This window comes from Streptomyces sp. SAT1, from assembly GCF_001654495.1.
GTDB lineage: Bacteria > Actinomycetota > Actinomycetes > Streptomycetales > Streptomycetaceae > Streptomyces > Streptomyces andamanensis.
In genome coordinates this window covers 6,001,288-6,019,147 of sequence record NZ_CP015849.1, presented here as the reverse complement: position 1 = coordinate 6,019,147, position 17,860 = coordinate 6,001,288, and the positions used below count along the sequence as shown (strand labels likewise).

At 75.8% G+C, this 17,860-nt stretch carries 18 protein-coding genes; 4 read left to right on the top strand and 14 right to left on the bottom strand.

Features of this window, described 5'->3' with window-relative positions; all coding sequences use genetic code 11:
- Positions 1-3 precede the first annotated feature (3 nt).
- The 10 genes from A8713_RS25785 to A8713_RS25740 form a co-directional block, all read right to left on the bottom strand.
- Positions 4-1,026, bottom strand: coding sequence for a glycosyltransferase family 9 protein (locus A8713_RS25785; protein WP_079159131.1), 1,023 nt, complete (start codon positions 1,024-1,026; stop codon positions 4-6).
- Positions 1,027-1,406: 380 nt separating this feature from the next.
- On the bottom strand, positions 1,407-2,843 hold the full coding sequence (gene rfaE2 / locus A8713_RS25780; protein WP_064535934.1) for a D-glycero-beta-D-manno-heptose 1-phosphate adenylyltransferase: 1,437 nt from the start codon (positions 2,841-2,843) through the stop codon (positions 1,407-1,409).
- A gap of 1 nt (position 2,844) precedes the next feature.
- Positions 2,845-3,444, bottom strand: coding sequence for a D-sedoheptulose-7-phosphate isomerase (locus A8713_RS25775; RefSeq protein ID WP_064535933.1), 600 nt, complete (start codon positions 3,442-3,444; stop codon positions 2,845-2,847).
- An 83-nt stretch (positions 3,445-3,527) separates the two neighbouring features.
- A complete protein-coding gene (locus A8713_RS25770; protein WP_064535932.1) occupies positions 3,528-4,745 on the bottom strand; it encodes a glycosyltransferase in 1,218 nt (405 codons plus the stop codon).
- Positions 4,742-5,695, bottom strand: a complete 954-nt coding sequence (locus A8713_RS25765) for a glycosyltransferase (protein WP_064535931.1) — start codon at positions 5,693-5,695, stop codon at positions 4,742-4,744. The genes A8713_RS25770 and A8713_RS25765 overlap by 4 nt, the downstream gene beginning before the upstream one ends.
- A complete protein-coding gene (locus tag A8713_RS25760) occupies positions 5,692-6,678 on the bottom strand; it encodes a glycosyltransferase family 9 protein (RefSeq protein ID WP_064535930.1) in 987 nt (328 codons plus the stop codon). Before A8713_RS25760 ends, A8713_RS25765 begins: the two co-directional genes overlap by 4 nt.
- Entirely contained in the window at positions 6,675-7,328 is a 654-nt protein-coding gene (locus A8713_RS25755; protein ID WP_079159130.1) for a D-glycero-alpha-D-manno-heptose-1,7-bisphosphate 7-phosphatase, read from the bottom strand. Before A8713_RS25755 ends, A8713_RS25760 begins: the two co-directional genes overlap by 4 nt.
- Positions 7,325-8,341, bottom strand: a complete 1,017-nt coding sequence (locus tag A8713_RS25750; protein ID WP_064535929.1) for a glycosyltransferase family 2 protein — start codon at positions 8,339-8,341, stop codon at positions 7,325-7,327. Before A8713_RS25750 ends, A8713_RS25755 begins: the two co-directional genes overlap by 4 nt.
- On the bottom strand, positions 8,338-9,975 hold the full coding sequence (locus A8713_RS25745; protein WP_064535928.1) for a carbamoyltransferase family protein: 1,638 nt from the start codon (positions 9,973-9,975) through the stop codon (positions 8,338-8,340). Before A8713_RS25745 ends, A8713_RS25750 begins: the two co-directional genes overlap by 4 nt.
- A gap of 174 nt (positions 9,976-10,149) precedes the next feature.
- Positions 10,150-11,169, bottom strand: coding sequence for an NAD-dependent epimerase/dehydratase family protein (locus A8713_RS25740; RefSeq protein WP_064535927.1), 1,020 nt, complete (start codon positions 11,167-11,169; stop codon positions 10,150-10,152).
- Between the two features lie 129 nt (positions 11,170-11,298).
- On the opposite strand from A8713_RS25740, the gene A8713_RS25735 reads away from it, so the two are divergent.
- Positions 11,299-12,105 carry a polysaccharide deacetylase family protein gene (locus A8713_RS25735; protein ID WP_064535926.1) on the top strand — a complete coding sequence of 269 codons (807 nt, stop codon included), beginning with the start codon at positions 11,299-11,301 and terminating at the stop codon, positions 12,103-12,105.
- A gap of 204 nt (positions 12,106-12,309) precedes the next feature.
- Here A8713_RS25735 and A8713_RS25730 read toward each other — a convergent pair whose 3' ends face one another.
- Positions 12,310-12,831 (bottom strand): GNAT family N-acetyltransferase, encoded by a 522-nt coding sequence (locus A8713_RS25730; RefSeq protein WP_064535925.1) that lies wholly within the window; start codon positions 12,829-12,831, stop codon positions 12,310-12,312.
- Between the two features lie 78 nt (positions 12,832-12,909).
- Here A8713_RS25730 and A8713_RS25725 point away from each other — a divergent pair, with 78 nt between their 5' ends.
- A complete protein-coding gene (locus A8713_RS25725; protein WP_064535924.1) occupies positions 12,910-13,350 on the top strand; it encodes a hypothetical protein in 441 nt (146 codons plus the stop codon).
- A gap of 20 nt (positions 13,351-13,370) precedes the next feature.
- Here the strand turns inward: A8713_RS25725 and A8713_RS25720 are convergent, their stop codons facing one another.
- A complete protein-coding gene (locus A8713_RS25720) occupies positions 13,371-14,267 on the bottom strand; it encodes a LysR family transcriptional regulator (protein ID WP_064535923.1) in 897 nt (298 codons plus the stop codon).
- A 71-nt stretch (positions 14,268-14,338) separates the two neighbouring features.
- On the opposite strand from A8713_RS25720, the gene A8713_RS25715 reads away from it, so the two are divergent.
- Positions 14,339-14,623 (top strand): YciI family protein, encoded by a 285-nt coding sequence (locus A8713_RS25715; RefSeq protein ID WP_064535922.1) that lies wholly within the window; start codon positions 14,339-14,341, stop codon positions 14,621-14,623.
- A 242-nt stretch (positions 14,624-14,865) separates the two neighbouring features.
- Positions 14,866-15,018, top strand: a complete 153-nt coding sequence (locus A8713_RS33665) for a hypothetical protein (RefSeq protein ID WP_159393122.1) — start codon at positions 14,866-14,868, stop codon at positions 15,016-15,018.
- Positions 15,019-15,066: 48 nt separating this feature from the next.
- On the opposite strand, the gene A8713_RS25710 is transcribed toward A8713_RS33665, so the two are convergent.
- The gene (locus A8713_RS25710; RefSeq protein ID WP_064535921.1) at positions 15,067-16,218 is read right to left on the bottom strand and encodes an XdhC family protein; all 1,152 of its coding nucleotides are present in this window, start codon (positions 16,216-16,218) and stop codon (positions 15,067-15,069) included.
- A 45-nt stretch (positions 16,219-16,263) separates the two neighbouring features.
- Entirely contained in the window at positions 16,264-17,730 is a 1,467-nt protein-coding gene (locus tag A8713_RS25705; RefSeq protein ID WP_064535920.1) for an NCS2 family permease, read from the bottom strand.
- Between the last annotated feature and the right edge of the window lie 130 nt (positions 17,731-17,860).

The window sequence follows — 17,860 nt, the reverse complement described above, 5'->3', positions numbered from 1 at the left end:
CGGTCAGCGCGCCGGTCCGGGGAGCGCGTCGAGGGCGTCCAGGGCTTCGTCGGGGCTGATCCTCAGCAGCGCCGGGTCGGGGTCGCTTCCGTGCGGGTCGCCCTCCGGGCCGTGCCAGAGGGCGCGGTGGCGGGGGTCGCCCGGCGGCGGGCCCCAGCGGCTGGGCGGGACCGGGCCGCACAAGGTCACCGACGGGGTGGCGTGGGCGACGGCGAGGTGCGCGATGCCGGTGTCGCCGCTGAGGACGGCGCGGGCGGCGGCGACGAGAGCCGAGAGCCGGCCCAGCGGCAGGCCGCCGGCGAACACGTCGGTGCCGGGCAGCCCCGCCCGCGCGGCCACGGCCGCTGCCAGGCCGGACTCGTCCGGTCCGCCGGTGACGACGACGCGGTGGCCGCGGGCGCGGGCCGCGGCGGCGACGGCCGCGAACCGTTCGGGCGGCCAGCGGCGCGCGGGAGACCCCGCACCGGGGTGCACGACGAGCGCGCCCGGGGCCGGGGAGGGCTCCGCCGGGCGGGGCAGCCGCAGGTCGGCGGGGTCGGCGTCGACGCCGTACCAGCGCAGCAGCCGGCACCAGCGGTCCCGTTCGTGCTCCTCGGCGAACCAGTTCGGGCCCTCGATGCCCGGGGTCCAGGGGTGCGCGAACGCGAACAGCCGCGCGGGGCGGAGCGCGGCGAGCAGGCGGTGGCTGGGCGGCCCGTTGCCGTGCAGGTCGACGGCGACGTCCGGGGGCGGCCCGGCCCAGGCCAGCTCACCGGGTACGGCGCGGCCGGGCGCCGAGGCGGGCAGCAGCCGGTCGACGGCGCCCGTCGCCGCGACGAGCGGCGCCAGCTCCCGCGGCGCGGCGAGCACGATCTCGTACCCCGGGAACCCCCGCCGCAGGGCACGCAGCGCCGGTACACCCGCCAGCAGATCCCCGACCCCGAGGGCGCGTAGGACGAGCAGGCGGGGAGGGCGGGGCGGCTGGGAGGAGGTGCGGGGCGCGGGCGAGGGCGCGGTGTCCGGGGCGGTGGGGGTGGCGGGGACCATGGGGGCGGTGCCGCGGTCGGCCGTACGAGGTGAGGAGCACGCGCCGACGCGCCGGGCTCCGGACTCCTGGGGTGCGAGGGAGGTGCCTGCGGGAACGGTGCTCAGAGGAGGCCCCTCGGCCGCGGAGACCGCGCTTCGCGCACCCGCCGCCGGCGGATCGGCGGCGGCACGGGACACGGTGGCTCCGCGCGGTGGGCCGTGACGCCCGATACGGGTGGTCCGGGGTCCCGGCGACGCGCCCCGCAGGGCGGTGTCCGGCCCGGCGCCGCCGGACCGCGGCACCTGGGCGGCCCCCGCCGGACCGGCGAGCCCCGCCGCACCGGCCGACCGCGGCGCAACCGCGGACCGCGGCGTGCCGTCCCCGTGCCGGGCCGCGCCCCTCACCGTGCTCCCTCCGCCGCCCGTGCCAGCAGTGCCGTGGAGGAGTGGCCGTCCAGGTACGGGAGCAGGACGGCCTGGCCGCCCCACTCCTGGAGGAGGGCGGCCTCGGGGAGTTCGGCGCCCGCGTAGTCGCCGCCCTTGACCCAGACGTCGGGACGGAGGGCGGCGAGGAGGCGTTCGGGGGTTTCCTCGTCGAAGACGGCGACGGCGTCCACGCAGGCCAGGGCGCGCAGGACGCGCAGGCGGTCGGCGAGCGGGTTGACGGGGCGGCCCTCGCCCTTGCGGCGCCGTACGGAGGAGTCGGAGTTGACGCAGACGACGAGGCAGTCGCCGATGCGCCGGGCGGCCTGGAGCAGGCCGACGTGTCCGGCGTGCAGCAGGTCGAAGCAGCCGCCCGCGGCGACGACGGTGCCGCCGACGGCCCGGACCCGGGCGATCAGCTCGGCGGGGTCGTCCCGGCGCGGCGGGGCGGCCGGGGCCTGCGCGGCGCGCGAAGCGTCCAGCAGTCCGCCCGCCCCGCCCGCGCCGACGAACGCGCTCGCCGCGGTGACGGCGCCCTCGACGGCCTCCTCCACGAGCGCGCCGTCCGCGAGGAGTCCGGCCGCGGTGGCGGCGAAGCGGTCCCCGGCGCCGCACGGGTCTCCGTGGTGGGCGACGGTGGCCGGTACCAGCAGCGGGTGCTCGCCGTAGGAGAGCAGGGCGCCGCGGTCGCCGAGGGTCACCGTGACGGCGGCGACGCGCCAGTGCCGTACCAGCGCGGCGGCCTCGTGGGCGACGGTGCGCAGGGCGCTGCCCGCGCCGCCGGACCCGGCGCCGTCCCCGGAAACGGAGGCCGGGGCGCGGTCCGCTTCCGCGTCCGCCGGGCGCAGCGCCGTGGCGAAGCCGTGGGCCTCCGCGCGGGCCGGGGTGGCCAGGCGGGTGCCCGGTACCGGCGGGCCGCCGCGCGGGTGCGGGTCCCACAGGACGGGGGGCCGGCGCCCGAGTTCGGCGCGCAGGGCGTCCGCGGCGCCACGTCCGTAGTCGGAGACGAGGACGGCCGCCGCCCCGGCGAGCGCCGCCCGCGCCTCTTCGGTGGCGCGCCGGGCGCGGCCGGAGCCGTGGTCGAGGCGGACCACGGGGCGGCCCTGGGCCAGGACGCGGGTCTTCTCGGAGATCTCGCCGCTCATCGGGAGCGGCACGAGGGTGAGCCAGGGTTCCAGCAGGCGGCGCAGTTCGCGCGCGGCCGGGCCGTCGTCCAGGCCGGTGACCAGGGTGACGTCGCGGCCGTCGCGGGCGGCGAGGTAGGCCGTGAGCGCGGCGCCGCCCGGCCGCAGCCGTTCCGCGCAGTCGGCGACGACGGGGACGGGCGCGTCGGGTGCGAGCCGGTCGGCGTGTCCGGTGAGGTCGCGGTCCAGCAGGGCGTCGCCGACCACGACCAGGGGTGCCTTGCCCGTCATGTCACCTCCCGCCCCGCTGGAGGGCGTCCTGTTCGAGGGCGCCGTCGAAGGCCGCGCAGAGCATGTGCACGGCGACCAGGTGGAGTTCCTGCACGGTGGCCGTGGAGGGGCCGTCGGCGCACAGCGCCTCGTCGCTGCCGGCGCTGAGCGGGTTGGGTGCCGGGCCGGTCAGCGCCCACACCCGCAGTCCGGCCGCGCGTCCCGCGTCGGCCGCCGAGAGCAGGTTGGCGCTGGCGCCGCTGGTGGACAGCAGCATCAGTACGTCGCCGGGCCTGCCGTGGGCGCGCACCTGGCGGGCGAACACCTCGTCGACGCCGTAGTCGTTGGCGATGGCGGTGGTGCTGGAGGTGTCGGCGTGCAGGGCGATCGCCGAGTAGGCGGGGCGGTCGTCGCGGTAGCGGCCGACGAGTTCGGCGGTGAGGTGCTGGGCCTGGGCGGCGCTGCCGCCGTTGCCCGCGGCGAGCAGCCGTCCGCCGCCGCCGAGGACGGCGGCGAGGCGTTCGCCCCAGCGCTGGGTGATGTGCGCGTGGCCGCGGAACCGGCCCAGGGCGGTGAGGAGTTCGTCGCAGTGGCCGACGACGGCCGGGGTCTGTGTGCTCATGGCGTCACCTCCGCGGGTGCGGTGGGGGTGCGGTGGGGCAGGGAGGCTCTGTGGGGGCCGGCGGCCCGGCGGACGGTGCCGTGTCAGGCCACCTCCGACCTGACCGCGCGGCCCGCGGTGACCTGCCGGTAGACCTGTTCGGCGCCGTCGGCGACGCGCCCCCAGGTGAACAGGGTCAGCACGCGATCGCGGCCGGCCGTCCCGTAGCGGCGGCGGGTGCGGTCGCTGCCGAGCAGGTCGCGTACGGCGGCGGCGAGCGCCGGGGTGTCGCCCTCGGGGACGAGGCGGCCGGTGCGCCGGTCGGCGACCGAGTCGCGGTGGCCGCCGACGTCGTTGGCGACGACGGGAACGGCGCACGCCATCGCCTCCAGCGGCACGATCCCGAACGGCTCGTAGGTCGGGGTGCACAGCACCAGGTCGGCGCTGCGCATCAGGGCGGGCATCAGGGCCGGGTCGACGGCGCCGAGCAGCCGCACCCGGTCGCCGACCCCCTCGCGCCGGGCGAGGTCGAGCAGCCGCCGGGCCTCGGGGTCGGTGCCGACACCCGCGTGGGGCGGGCCCCCGGCGATGAGCAGTTCGGCGCCGGGGATCCTGGTGAGGGCACGGATCGCCTGGTCGTAGCCCTTGCGGCGGACCAGTCGGCCGCAGGACAGCAGCCGGTGCCGGTGGCTGCGCTCGGGCGCGGTCGCGGTGTCCGCGTCGGGGTGGAAGTGGGCGGAGTCGACGCCGCAGGGGACGACGGAGACCCGGCTCGGGGAGACGCCCAGGCCCGCGAGTTCGTGCACCTCGTCGGAGCAGGTGGCCAGGACACGGTCGCAGGTGCGGCCGATCTGCCGTTCCACACCGATGCGTTCGGGCGGGCTGGTGTCCTCGCTGCCCTGGTGGCGGCGCTTGACGGTGCCGAGGGCGTGGAAGGTCTGGACGACGGGGACGCCGTGCGGGCCCGCGCCGAGCAGGGACGCCATGCCGGACATCCAGAAGTGCGCGTGCACCACGTCGGGCCGGCCCTTGCGCCAGGCGCGGGCCAGTTGGGCGCCGAAGGACGGCATGTGCGCGAACAGGTCGTCCTTGGGCAGGACTTCGGGCGGTCCGGCCGCTATGTGCTCGACGACGGCGCCGCCGGGCAGCGGCACCCGCTCGGGCAGGTGCGGGTCGTCGCGCCGGGTGTAGACGGTGACGTCGTGGCCGCGGCGTGCCAACTCCTCGGTGAGCCGGGCGACGTACACGTTCTGGCCACCGGCGTCGACCCCGCCGAGCGCGGCCAGCGGGCTGGCGTGCTCGGACACCATGGCGATCCTCATCGGGTGACCTCCTTCAGCAGCCGCTCCCAGTCGTCCAGGAAGCGGGTCAGTCCGTAGCGGGCGAGCGCGGCGGCGCGTGCCGCCTCCCCGGCCGTACGGGCGTACAGCGGGTCGGCGACGAAGTCCCGTACGGCGTCGGTCAGTACGTCGATCCGGTTGGACACCACTCCGGCGCCGGGCGGAACCGCCTCGGTGACCTCGGTGGTGGCGAGGGCGACCACGGGCATGCCCAGGTGCATCGCCTCCAGCAGGGACAGGCCGAGGGAGGTCCAGCGGACCGGGTGGAGGTAGAGGCGGCGCCGGGCCATCTCCCGGTGCAGCTCGCGCTGGACGAGTTCGTGGCCGCGGCACCGGCCGGGCGGCAGGCCCAGGTGGGCGGCGATCGTGTCGGTGCCCATGCCGAAGACGTCCAGCGGGGCGGCCCGCGCGAACGCGGGCAGCAGGTCGGTGCCGGTGGTGCGGCCGCGCCGGACCGGCTCGTTGACGACGACGGCCGCGTGCGGCACCTCGCCGGTCCACAGCGGGCCGGGGTCGACGATGCCGTGCTCGACGACGGCGGTGTCGGCCGCTCCGGCGTCCCACATCAGCCGGTTGAAGTGGGTGACGTGGACGAGCGGGATGCCCGGGGGCAGGTCGGCGACGGGGTGCCGGGTGTCGGGCACGTTCCCGTGGGGGGCGTTGTGCTCCAGGTACACCATGGGCGGGGTGCGGCCGAGCCACCGCCGTACCAGCTCGTACTCGTGCGGGCGTTGCAGCACCACGAGGTCGATCCCGGCGTCCGGGAGCTGTTCCGGGGGGAGTTCGAGCACCGAGTCCGGCCAGTCGAAGGTGCGGGCGCGGCCGAGGCCGTCGGGTCCGCGGCCGGGGGTGACGGGCACGACGTAGGTGTGCGGGCCCTGGACGAACGCGGTGGTCCAGGAACCGTGCACGTGCCAGATGAGGATCCTCACGGCTGCATCACCTTCTCCACGGCGGCGAGCACGTCGGTGGCGGTCACCGATTCCAGGCAGGGGTGTCCGGGCACCGGGCAGGTGCGGGCGCGGCTGTCGGCGCACGGGGCGCTCTGGTCGCCGAGCAGGACGTACGGGACGCCGTAGGGGCGCCAGCGCTCGGCGGGCACGACCGGCGCGAACAGGGAGACGACGGGGGTGCCGACGGCGGCGGCGAGGTGGGCGGGGCCGGTGTTGCCGGTGACGACGGCGCGGGCGCCCGCGAGGACCCCGGCGAGTTCGGGCGCCCGGGTCCGGCCGCCCAGGTCCAGGCCGTGCGTGCCCGCGGCCTCGGCGGTCAGCTCCCGCTCGCCCGCTCCCCCGGTGACGACCACCCGGTGCCCGGCCGCGGCCAGTTCGCGTACGGCCTGGGCGCAGCGCCGGGTGCTCCAGGCACGGGCGGGCACGCTCGCCCCCGGGTGCAGGACGACGTACGGCTCTTCTCCGGTGAGGTGCGCCGTGTCCGGCGGGGGCAGCACGCGCAGCCGTCCGTCGTCGGCGCGCGGGAACCCGGCGGCCTCGGCGAGGTCGAGGGCGGCCTCGGCCTCGTGGGCGTGCGGGGCGCGCTGGTGGCGTACGTCCAGCAGGGAGCCGGGGTGGTCCACGCTGTCCGCGGCGACGAACCCGACCCCGGCCAGCCGCAGCAGCAGTGCGGTGGGCAGCGGGGACTGGTGGAAGGAGGTGAGGACGAGCGCGGTGTCGGCGTCGACGGCGTCGAGCAGCTTCTCGATCTCCGGCCGGTCGACGGGCGGCGGCTCGAACCCGGCCCAGGGCGCGTCCCAGACCAGGATGTCGTCGACGCCGGGCAGCATCCGCGCGGCCGGTTCCCCGCGCGGCCCGCACAGCAGGGTGACCCGCTCGGCGCGCGCCGCGACGGCCCGCACGGCGGGCCCGGCGAGCAGTACGTCGCCGAAGCTGTCGAGGCGGCTGACGAGTGCCTTCATCGCCGCCTCCGTCCGCCGGGCGCGCCCGCGCCGGTCGGGCCACCGGACCCGCCCGCACCGGTCCGTCCGGCGGCGGCCGGGACGGCGGGCGCCGCGGCGGCGCGGGGTGCGGCGCCGCCGGTGCCGGACCAGGGGTCGGTCAGGGCCGTGCGGACCGCCGTCAGCAGGTCCGGGGCCGTGCGGGGGGCGACGGCGGTCTCCTGGGGGCGGGTGACCGGGGTGGGGACGAGGATGCCGCGGGCCCCGGCGCGACGGGCCGCCTCCATGTCGGAGCCGATGTCGCCGATGACGACGGTGTCGCCGGGCGGCACGCACAGCCGCCCCGCCGCCCACAGGATCAGGCCCGGCTGCGGCTTGCGGCAGCGGCAGCCGTCGCCGGGGCCGTGCGGGCAGACGGCCCACACGTCGAAGGGGCCGAGCAGCGCGTCGACGCGCGCGTGGACGCGGCGGACGTCGGCGACCGAGATCAGGCCGCGGGCCACGCCCGACTGGTTGGTGACGACGCCAGTGGCGACACCGTGCGCGCGCAGCAGCCGCACGGCCTCGCGCGCGCCCTCGACGGGCCGGACCCGGTCGGGGTCGCCGTTGTAGGGGACGTCCTCGACGAGGGTGCCGTCGCGGTCGAACAGGACGGCGCGGACCGGGTTCACGGGGCCACCTCCCGCCAGGCGGGGGCGGCGCGGTGGCGCCAGCGTCCGCTGAGCCAGTGCCAGGTGGCGGCGGGCGGGATGAGGACGCTGGTGACGGCCATGGTGGTGACCTCGTCGCGGGTGCGCGGACCGGGCAGGATCCGGGAGCGGGCGAACTCGGCGGTGCCGGCCGCCCAGCCGAGCGCGGCGAGCGCGGCGGGCCGGGGCCGCCCGGCCGCGGCGAGCGCGCAGGCGGCGACGCCCGCGGCGGTCACGGCGAGGTGGCCGCGGATGCGCCCGCGCGGGGCCACCGCCCGCTGCCACCAGCCGGGGCCGTGCAGCCGCAGCATCAGCGCGTCGTCGGCGTTGCCGCGCTGGGCACGCAGGGACACCCAGCGGTCGGCGGGGCGTACGGGGTGGCGGGTGGTGCGGCGGCCCTGCCGGATGCGCCACCCGGCGTCGAGGACGCGCAGCGCGAGGTCGGCGTCCTCGCGGAAGGCGCGCCGGAAGCGTTCGTCGAACCCGCCGACCTGCGCCAGCGCGTCGGTGCGGTACGCCATGTCGGCGGTGATCCAGCGGGCCCCGGCCAGTCCGGCGGTGCCGCGCTCCCAGTCGGTGGGGCGCCGCTCGCCGGGCAGCGGCACCGCGATGACGCCCTGGACGGCGGCGGTGTCCTCGTCCGCCTCGGCCAGGTCCTCGCTGAGCTGGTCGCACCAGTGCGGGCCGACCTGGACGTCGTCGTCGAGGAAGGCGACCCAGGGCGCGGTGACGGCGCGCAGCCCGGTGTTGCGGGCGGCGGCGGGTCCGCGTCCGCCGCTGGTGAGCACGGTGGTGCGCGGGCGCAGGTCGCCCAGCACGGCCAACGCGTGCTCCAGCGCGCCCGGTTCGGGCTCGCCGCGGTCGTCGACGAGGACGATCTCGTCGGGCCGGGGCCCGTGCGCGGCGGCGAGCGCGGCCAGGCAGTCGGCGAGGGTGTCCCGGGCGAGCGTGGGGACCACCACGGCGTAGGCGGGGTGCGTGAGGGTGCCGTTCATGCGTACGCCCTCGCCCTGCGCACCGCGTACGGGCCGAGCGCCAGCAGGTCGACGGGGGCGGAGCCGAAGCACTCCAGGGCGTCGCGCGGGTCGTCGACCATGGGGCGGCCCGCGGTGTTGAGGCTGGTGTTGACGACGACGGGCAGCCCGGTGCGCCGTTCGAAGCCGCGCAGCATCCGGGCGACGAGGGGTTCGTCGCGCTCGTCGACGGTCTGGATGCGGGCGGTGCCGTCGACGTGCACGACGGCGGGGATCCGCTCGCGCCAGTCGCGGTGGACGTCGTGCACGAAGAGCATGTACGGGCTGGGCAGCGGCCCCTCGAACAGCTCGTGGGCGCGGTCGGCCAGCACCATGGGGGCGACCGGGCGGAACTCCTCGCGGCCCTTGACCCGGTTGAGCCGCTCCAGGTTGTCGGACCGGCCGGGGTGGGCGAGCAGGGAGCGGTGGCCGAGGGCGCGCGGCCCGTACTCGCTGCGGCCCTGGAACCAGGCGACGACGCCGTCGCGGGCCAGTTCCTCCGCGACCGTCTCGGCGATGTCGTCGGGCCGTTCGTAGGGCACACCGGCCTCCTCCAGCCGGTGGCGCAGTTCCTCGTCGTTCCAGCCGCGGCCGAGGGCGGCGCCGGGCATGGGCGCGGGGACGGCGCCCTCGCTCGCGGCCAGGTAGAGGGCGCCGCCGAGCGCGGTGCCGGCGTCACCGGCGGCGGGCTGCGCCCACACGTGCCGGTACGGGCCCCGCGCGGCGATCTTCGAGTTGGCGACGCAGTTGAGGGCGACGCCGCCGGCCAGGGCGAGGGCGTCGCCCCCGGCCTCGCGGTGCAGCCAGTGGACGAGTTCCAGCAGGACCTCCTCCAGGGCGGCCTGGCCACTGGCGGCGAGGTCGGCGTGGTCCTGGGTCCAGGGTTCGTCCTTGCCGCGCGGCGGGGCGAGGTCCGCCCAGTCGACGCCGTGGGCGCGGAAGCCGCCGTCGCCGGTGGCGTGGACGTGGGTGCGCAGCCGGGGCAGGAAGCGGGGCCTGCCGTAGGAGGCGAGCGCCATGACCTTGTACTCGTCGCTGCTGCGCAGGAAGCCGAGGTGGGCGGTCAGCTCCTCGTAGAGCAGGCCGAGGGAGTGGGGCAGCGCCTGGGCGGCGAGGGTGTCGAGCTTGCCGTCGTGGAAGCGGCCCGCCAGGTGGGAGGCGGCCTCGCCGCGGCCGTCCAGGACGAGGACGGCGCTGTCGGGGTGCGGGGAGGCGGGCCCGGCGGAGGCGGCGTGCGCGATGTGGTGCGGTACGAAGACGACCTTGGCCGGGTCCAAACCGGGCAGGGCCTCGGCGAGGAACTCGGGGGCGCGGCGGGCGTACTCCTGGCGCAGCGGGTCCCACGGGTCGAAGAGACCGAGTTCGGCGGCGGGGCGGGCCAGGGCCGGGTCGTAGGAGTAGGTGACGGCGTCCAGCTCGGCGGGGCGCAGTCCCGCGTGCTCCAGGCACCAGCGGGCGGAGAGTTCCGGCAGTTCCCAGGCGGAGAACGGCACCGGGCGCTTGCCGTGCTTGCGGCGGCTGAAGCGCTCCTCCTCGCCGGCCGCGACCGTCTCGCCGTCGACGACGAGGGCGGCGGCGGGGTCGTGGAACAGGGCGTTGATTCCAAGGATGCGCATGGGGTGGGCTCCGTCCCGTTGCGGCGGGGTCCTGCGGGGCCGGTCGGACCTACTGGAACTTCTTGAACATTCCGGGCTTCTGAGTGCCGCGCCTCAGCTGTCTCAAACACCTGAAGACGACTCGGCACCGTACGGCTCCGCTCACGCTGCGTGAGCGGGCCGCCGGGGGCGGGTTCAGGCCGCGACCGACTGCGCGAACCAGCCGATGGTGCGTTCCAGGCCCTCGGCCCAGGGCACGCGGGGCCGCCAGCCGAGCCGTTCCCGGGCGAGCCGGGTGTCGGGGCGGCGGCGGCCGGGGTCGTCCACGGGCCGGTCGACGAACCTGATGCGGGAGGCGGAGCCGGTCAGCTCCACGATCCGGCGGGCCAGCTCCAGCACGGTGATCTCGTCGGCGCCGCCGATGTTGACCGGGCCGGTCTCGTCGGCCGCGGCCAGGGCGAGGACGCCGCGGACGGTGTCGTCGACGTAGCACAGCGACCGGGTCTGGCCGCCGTCGCCCGCCACGGTGAGGGGGGCGCCGTCCAGGGCCTGGGCGATGAAGGTGGGCACGGCGCGGCCGTCGCCGGTGCGCATCCGGGGGCCGTAGGTGTTGAAGATGCGCACGATGGCGGCGTCGGTGCCGTGGACCTGGCGGTCCGCGGTGACCAGCGCCTCGGCGAAGCGCTTGGACTCGTCGTAGACGCTGCGCGGGCCGACCGGGTTGACGTTGCCCCAGTAGGTCTCGCGCTGCGGGTGCTCCAGCGGGTCCCCGTAGACCTCGGAGGTGGAGGCGAGCAGGAAGCGGGCGCCGTCGGCGCGGGCGCGTTCCAGGGCGTTGCGGGTGCCGGTGCTGCCGACGTCCAGGGTCTCCAGGGGCAGCCGCAGATAGTCGGCGGGCGAGGCCGGGCAGGCGAAGTGCAGGACCAGGTCGAAGGTGCCGGGCAGCGCGCGCAGGGCGCCGGGGTCGGTGGCGTCGGCGCGCACGAAGCGGAAGCCGGGGCGCCGTTCCAGCTCGGCCACGTTGGCGAGGCTGCCGGTGGCCAGGTTGTCCAGGCAGACGACGCCGGTGCCGGCGTCGAGCAGCCGCGCGCACAGATGGGATCCGACGAAACCGGCCCCGCCGGTCACCAGGGCCCGGCGCCAGATGCGTCCGCTCACAGGGCTCTCCTCCCTCTCGCCTCTCACTTCTCGCCGCCGCCCATGCGCCGGCGTCATGTGTCGGCTTGAGTAACCCGGTGACGGAACGGCACACATCGCCACGTTCCCGGCAGATCACATGTACGACGTTCAGCTATTCGACCCCGCTATACACTGCGTCTATAGCGTCTCTGTAGAGTCCCCGGCATGCCTTCCTTGACCAAGAAGACCTGCACGAACGGGAGAACCGGGAAAACGGGGACGAGGTCCCGCGTGATCGCCGCACTCGCCGCCGCGGCCGGCCTGACGCTCGCGCTGAGCGGCTGCACCACAGTGGACGCGACCAGTCCGAGCACGGCCAGGACCCAGGCGGCGGACGGCGCGCCGGGCCGGTTCGGCTCGGTGGACTGCCGCCAGGCCAAGTGCATCGCGCTGACCTTCGACGCCGGTCCGAGCGAGAACTCCGCGCGGCTGCTCGACATCCTGAAGGAGAAGAAGGTGCCCGCCACCTTCTTCCTGCTCGGGGCGCGGCACATCGACACGTACCCGGAACTGGTCAAGCGGATGGCGGCCGAGGGCCACGAGGTGGCCAGCCACACCTGGGACCACGAGATCCTCACCGAGATATCCGAGGCGAAGATACGCGACGAGCTGAAGCGGCCCAACGACGCGATCGAACGCCTCATCGGGCACAAGCCCACCCTGATGCGCCCGCCGCAGGGCCGGACCAACGACACCGTGCAGCGGATCTCCAAGGAGATGGGCATGTCGGAGGTCCTGTGGAGCGTGACCGCGAAGGACTACACGACGACCGACTCCGAGCTGATCAAGAAGCGGGTCCTCGACCAGTCCTCCCGTGACGGGATCATCCTGCTGCACGACATCTACAAGGGCACGGTGCCCGCCGTCCCCGGCATCATCGACGCGCTGAAGGAGCGCGGGTACGTGTTCGTCACCGTGCCCCAGCTCCTGGCCCCGGGCAAGCCGGTGCCGGGCAAGGTGTACCGCCCTTAGGGCCTGTCGTCACATTCCCGCCTGCCCCGCGACGCCATGCACGCTCCCCCAAGCTCTTCGAGCAGGGGGGGACCCCCACTCGCCGCACCGGGCCCAGACCCGAGTACGTCCAGTACGCGGGTCAGGACCCGCCACGCCGAGAGCACGCACCTGACGCCGCGAAGCCCGCCCTCCGGGCGGACGACGGGAATGTGACGACAGGCCCTAGCGTCCTTCGTCCGGATCGGGCCAGGGCGCGTCGCGGGCGTCGAGCACGCGCAGGAACCGCAGCCCCGGCCGTCCGGTGATGCTCACCTCGCCCGTCTCGGCGAAGCCGTTGCGGGCGAGCACGGTCCTGGACGCCGGGTTGTCCAGCGTGGTGACCGCGGTCAGTTCCCGCAGCCCGTACGCGGTGGCGGCCAGCCGGCACACCTCCCGTACGGCCGCCGTCGCGACACCCCGTCCGGCGGCCCGCTCGCCGACGCGGTAGCCCAGTTCGGCACGGCCGTCGGCGACGTCGACGAGGTTCACCCGGCCGAGGATCGTGCCCTCGATGTCCAGGACCAGATGGAAGTGGCAGACCCCGGCGTCCTGTTCGGCGAGCCGGGCCCGGTGCACACCGGCGAACCCGGCGAAGTACGCGTCCCCGCGGTCCGAGATCGTCCGGGTGAACCAGCGCCGGTTCTCCCGCTCGAAGGCGAGGAGCGCGTCGGCGTGGTCGGGGCGCAGCCGCTCCAGTGTCAGCATGGGCGCAGCATACGGCCGCCCCGGGTGGCCCGGCCGCGGTCGGGTGGCCGCGGGGCCGCGGCTGTCTACGATCGTGCCGTGGTCACCTTCTGCCTGGAACGCACGCCGTCGCTGGCCCCGGACGAGACCTGGCGGCGGCTCACCGAGTGGCCGCGGCACGGCGGCGCGGTCCCGCTGACCCGCGTCACCGTGCTCACCCCGGCGCCCACCGGCGAGGGCACCCGCTTCGTGGCCCGGACCGGCCTCGGCCCGCTGGGCTTCGACGACCCCATGGAGGTCACCCTCTGGCGCCCGCCCGCCGGTGGTGAGCCGGGCCTGTGCCGGCTGGAGAAGCGGGGCCGGGTGATCCTCGGCCGGGCGGAGATCGAGGTGCGGCAGGACTCCGGCGGCCGTACGCGGGTGCGCTGGCGGGAGGAGCTGCGGGTGCGGTTCCTGCCCGCCCTCTTCGATCCGCTGCTGGACCGCGCGGCGCGGGCGATGTTCGGCCGGGCGGTGGACAGGCTGCTGCGCCGTCCCTGAACCCGCCGGTCGTCCGGGCGCTAGGGCCGCCCGTCCACCGCTTCCGCCCGCTCCGGCAGCGGCGCCCACGGTCCGCGGGCGGCGGTCGCCAGGAGCAGCCGCTCCCGGGGCGGTTCGGGGCCGACCGGGCGCCAGACGAGGTCGGTGTCGGTGGCGGAACCGGCGCGGGTGCGCAGGGCGACCACGTCGTCGTGGCCGAGCAGCGCGTGCCGGAACAGACCGTGGCTGCCGGTGTCCTCGACGAGGACACCGGGGTGCCAGCCGTGCCGCGCGAGCCGTTCACGGACGGCCGAGGCATAGCCCGGGGCCCGCCGCCCGGGGAACCACAGCAGCCGTTGCCCCGCCAGGTCGTCCCAGGTCAGCTCGGTGTGTCCGGCCAGCGGATGGCGGTGGCCCAGCAGCACGCCGAGGGGCTCGTCGGCGAGGGTGCGCAGCTGGAGGCCCGCCGTGTCGTCCACCGGTGCGCGCAGGATGCCGTAGGCCAGGGCTCCGGTGCGCAGCAGTTCGCCTTGGCGGGCGGAGTCGGCCTGTTCGTGGACCAGCCGCAGCGGCCGGGCACCGGTCAGGATCCGCTCGGCGCGGCGCAGCACCTCCCCCGGTACGCCCCGGCAGACGCCGAGCGCCGCGGTCACCGGGACGGCGCGGGCCGCGGCGACCGAGGAGCCCAGCGCGTCCAGCGCCCGGCGGACCCCGGCCAGCAGCAGCCGGCCCGCCTCGGTGAGCTCCATGCCCCGGGGCAGCCGCCGGAACAGCGGTGCGCCCACGCGCCGTTCGAGCTGCTTGATCTGCTGGCTCAGGCTGGGCTGGGCGATCCGCAGCCGCCGCGCGGCCTCCGTGACGGTGCCCGCCTCGGCGACGGCGGCGAAGTACCGCAGCGGGCGCAGCTCCAGTTCGGGGATCTCCTCCGGCTCATCCATAGGCTCTAGCCTATGGCTGCCCGGGTGACCGGTCCTGGTGCGGGGCGGTCCGCGTGCCCTTGAGTGGAGCCATGTACGTCATCGTGTTCCGTTACCAGGCCCCGCTGGAGACCGTCGACTCCCTCAAGGAGGCCCACTACACCCACCCCGAGGGGGTGTTCGCACAGGGCCTGGCCCAGGTCGCCGGGCCGCTGGAGCCGCGCCGGGGCGGGGTGGTCCTGGCCGAGGGCCCGCGCGAGGCGGTCGAGGCCGCCGTCGCCGCGGACCCCTTCGTCACCAGCGGCGCGGCCACCGCGGAGATCCTCTGCTTCCGCCCGACATGGCGGCGCGGGGGCGCGGACGCCGGTTCCTCCTGACCGGACAGCGCCGGACAGCGCCGGACGGCACCGGACCGCGCCGGGTGGCGCACGCCCGCGATCCGCCGGTATCCGGCCAGTTTTCTGACCGGAACCGGTACGGGGAAGTGAGGTGAGAGTTCTGACTCCCGTCACTCTCGCGCGCGGAAGAGAGGTATGCCGCCGCGCCCTGCGGGAGCGGTCGCCGGACGCCACCGGATCGGCCGCGTTCCAGGCCCGGCCCGGTGTGCTGCACTGGTGTCATGACTCAGGTCCAGGAGCGCCGCAAGAGCGCGCCGCAATTCGAACTCCGCTGCGGCGGGCTGCATGTGACCGTCCAGCGGTTCCCGCCGTGGCTGCTCACGCTGCTGACGGCGGCGACCGGTTCCGGCATCGCCTGGCTGGCCCATCGCTGAGGTCCCGCCGCCGGGAGCGTGCCCGGCCCCGGCCCGGCCGGGCAGCCCCTAGGCGACCGAGCCGATGCGGGCCGCCGGCCGGGTCGCCGGGTCGTGGTGGATGGGGGTGCGCGCGCCGGTCAGGGAGACGCCGCTGCCGCCGCGGCGGGCGGCCACGATCTCGGCGGCGATGGACAGCGCGGTCTCCTCGGGGGTGCGGGCGCCCAGGTCGAGGCCGATGGGGGACCTGAGGCGGGCGAGTTCCAGTTCGCTCACGCCGACCTCGCGCAGGCGCGCGTTGCGGTCCAGGTGGGTGCGCCGGGAGCCCATGGCGCCGACGTAGGCGACCGGCAGCCGCAGGGCGAGTTCCAGCAGGGGTACGTCGAACTTGGCGTCGTGGGTGAGGACGCACAGCACGGTACGGCCGTCGACCTGGGTGTCCGCCAGGTAGCGGTGGGGCCACTCGACGACGATCTCGTCGGCCTCCGGGAAGCGGGCGCGGGTGGCGAAGACGGGGCGGGCGTCGCAGACGGTGACGCGGTAGCCGAGGAAGCGGCCGATCCGCACCAGCGCGGAGGCGAAGTCGATGGCGCCGAAGACGATCATGCGGGGCGGCGGTACGGAGGACTCGACGAGGAGGGTGAGCGGGGAGCCGCAGCGCGATCCCCGTTCGCCGATCTCCACGGTGCCGGTGCGGCCGGCGTCGAGCAGGGCGGCCGTCTCGGCGGCGGCCGTGCGGTCCAGTTCGGGGTGGCCGCCGAAGCCGCCCTCGTGGGTGCCGTCCGGGTGCACCAGCAGGGCGCGGCCCGTCAGTTCGGCCGGTCCGGACACGACCCGGGCGAGGGCAGCCGCCCGGCCCCGGGCGGCGGCGGTCAGCGCGGCGGCGAGCACCGGACGGACCGGGTCGCCGGCCCGTACCGGTGTGACCAGGATGTCGATGACTCCGCCGCAGGTCAGCCCGACGGCGAAGGCGTCCTCGTCGCTGTAGCCGAACCGCTCCAGGACGCTCTCGCCGTCCTGGAGGGCCTGTCGGCACAGCTCGTAGACCGCGCCCTCCACACAGCCGCCGGAGACCGAGCCGATCGCGGTGCCGTCGGCGTCCACCGCGAGGGCGGCGCCGGGCTGGCGCGGGGCGCTGCCGCCGACGGCCACCACGGTGGCGACGGCGAAGTCACGGCCCTGCTCGACCCACCGGTCCAGCTCCTCGGCGATGTCCAGCATCTGTCGTTCTCCTTACAGCGGTCGGGTGGAGGGCGCGGGGCTCGGTCAGTGGACGCCGAGCCAGCCCTCGATCGGGTTGAGGGCGAAGTACACGAGGAAGACCGCCGTCAGGACCCACATGAAGGCCCCGATCTCCCGGGCCTTGCCCTGGGCGACCTTGATGACCGTGTACGAGACCACACCGGCGGCGACGCCGGGCGTGATGGAGTACGTGAACGGCATGATGACCACGGTCAGGAAGACCGGGATCGCGGTGGCGCGGTCGCCCCAGTCGACGTGCCGGGCGTTCATCATCATCATCGCGCCGATGACGACGAGGGCGGCGGAGGCGACCTCGGAGGGGACGATCGCGGTGATCGGGGTGAAGAAGAGGCAGGCCGCGAAGAAGAGGCCGGTGATCACGGAGGAGAAGCCCGTGCGGGCGCCCTCCCCCACGCCGGTGGCGGACTCGACGAAGACGGACTGTCCCGAGCCGCCCGCGACACCGCCGACCACACCGCCGGCGCCGTCGATGAACAGCGCCTTGGACAGGCCGGGCATGCGGCCCTTGTCGTCGGCGAGGTTCGCCTCGGTGCCGACGCCGATGATGGTGGCCATCGCGTCGAAGAAGCCGGCCAGGACCAGCGTGAAGACGATCACGGTGACCGTCATGACGCCGACGTCGCCCCAGCCGCTGAAGGACACGTGCCCGAAGAGCGAGAAGTCGGGCATGGACACGGGGCTGCCGTGGAGTTCGGGGGCGCCGTTCACCCACTGCTTGGCGTCGATGGCGCCGGTCGCGTTCAGGACCGCCGCCACGGCGGTGCCGCCCACGATGCCGATGAGGATGGCGCCGGGGATGTTGCGGGCCTGGAGCGCGAAGATCAGCAGCAGGGTGGCGGCGAAGAGCAGCACCGGCCAGCCGGACAGCTCACCGCCGGGTCCGAGGACGACGGGGCCGCCGCCGGGCGACGGGTTGCGGCCGACGAATCCGGCCTTCACCAGTCCGATGAAGGCGATGAACAGGCCGATGCCCATGGTGATGCCGTGCTTGAGCGGCAGCGGGATCGCGTTCATGATCATCTCGCGCAGGCCGGTGACGACCAGCAGCATGATGACCACGCCGTAGGCCACGCACATGCCCATGGCCTGCGGCCAGGTCATGTTCGGCGCCACCTGGGTGGAGATCACCCCGGACACCGAGAGTCCGGCGGCCAGGGCGAGCGGCACCTTGCCGACGAAGCCCATGAGCAGCGTGGTGAACGCCGCGCCGAGCGCCGTCGCGGTGATCAGGGCCTTCTGGCCCAGGGTGTCCCCGGCGACGTCCTTGCCGGAGAGGATGACGGGGTTGAGCAGCAGGATGTACGCCATCGCCATGAAGGTGGTGACGCCGCCGCGCACTTCACGCGCGATCGTGGAACCCCGCCGGGTGATGTGGAAGTACCGGTCGAGCCAGGACCGTCCCGCCGGGACGCGGCTGCCCGCGCCCGCGTCTTCGGCGGCGGTCCTCGGCTCCACAGACTGCTGGGTCATGGGGCCAACTCCCAAGGTTCATAGGTGCACCCGTGAAAGCCCTTCCTGGGCACGGGATTTGGGAATGGACGGCCCGGGGGACGGCCCGAGACGAACTGGTGCTGGTACTTCAAGGGCCGCGAGCGGAGCG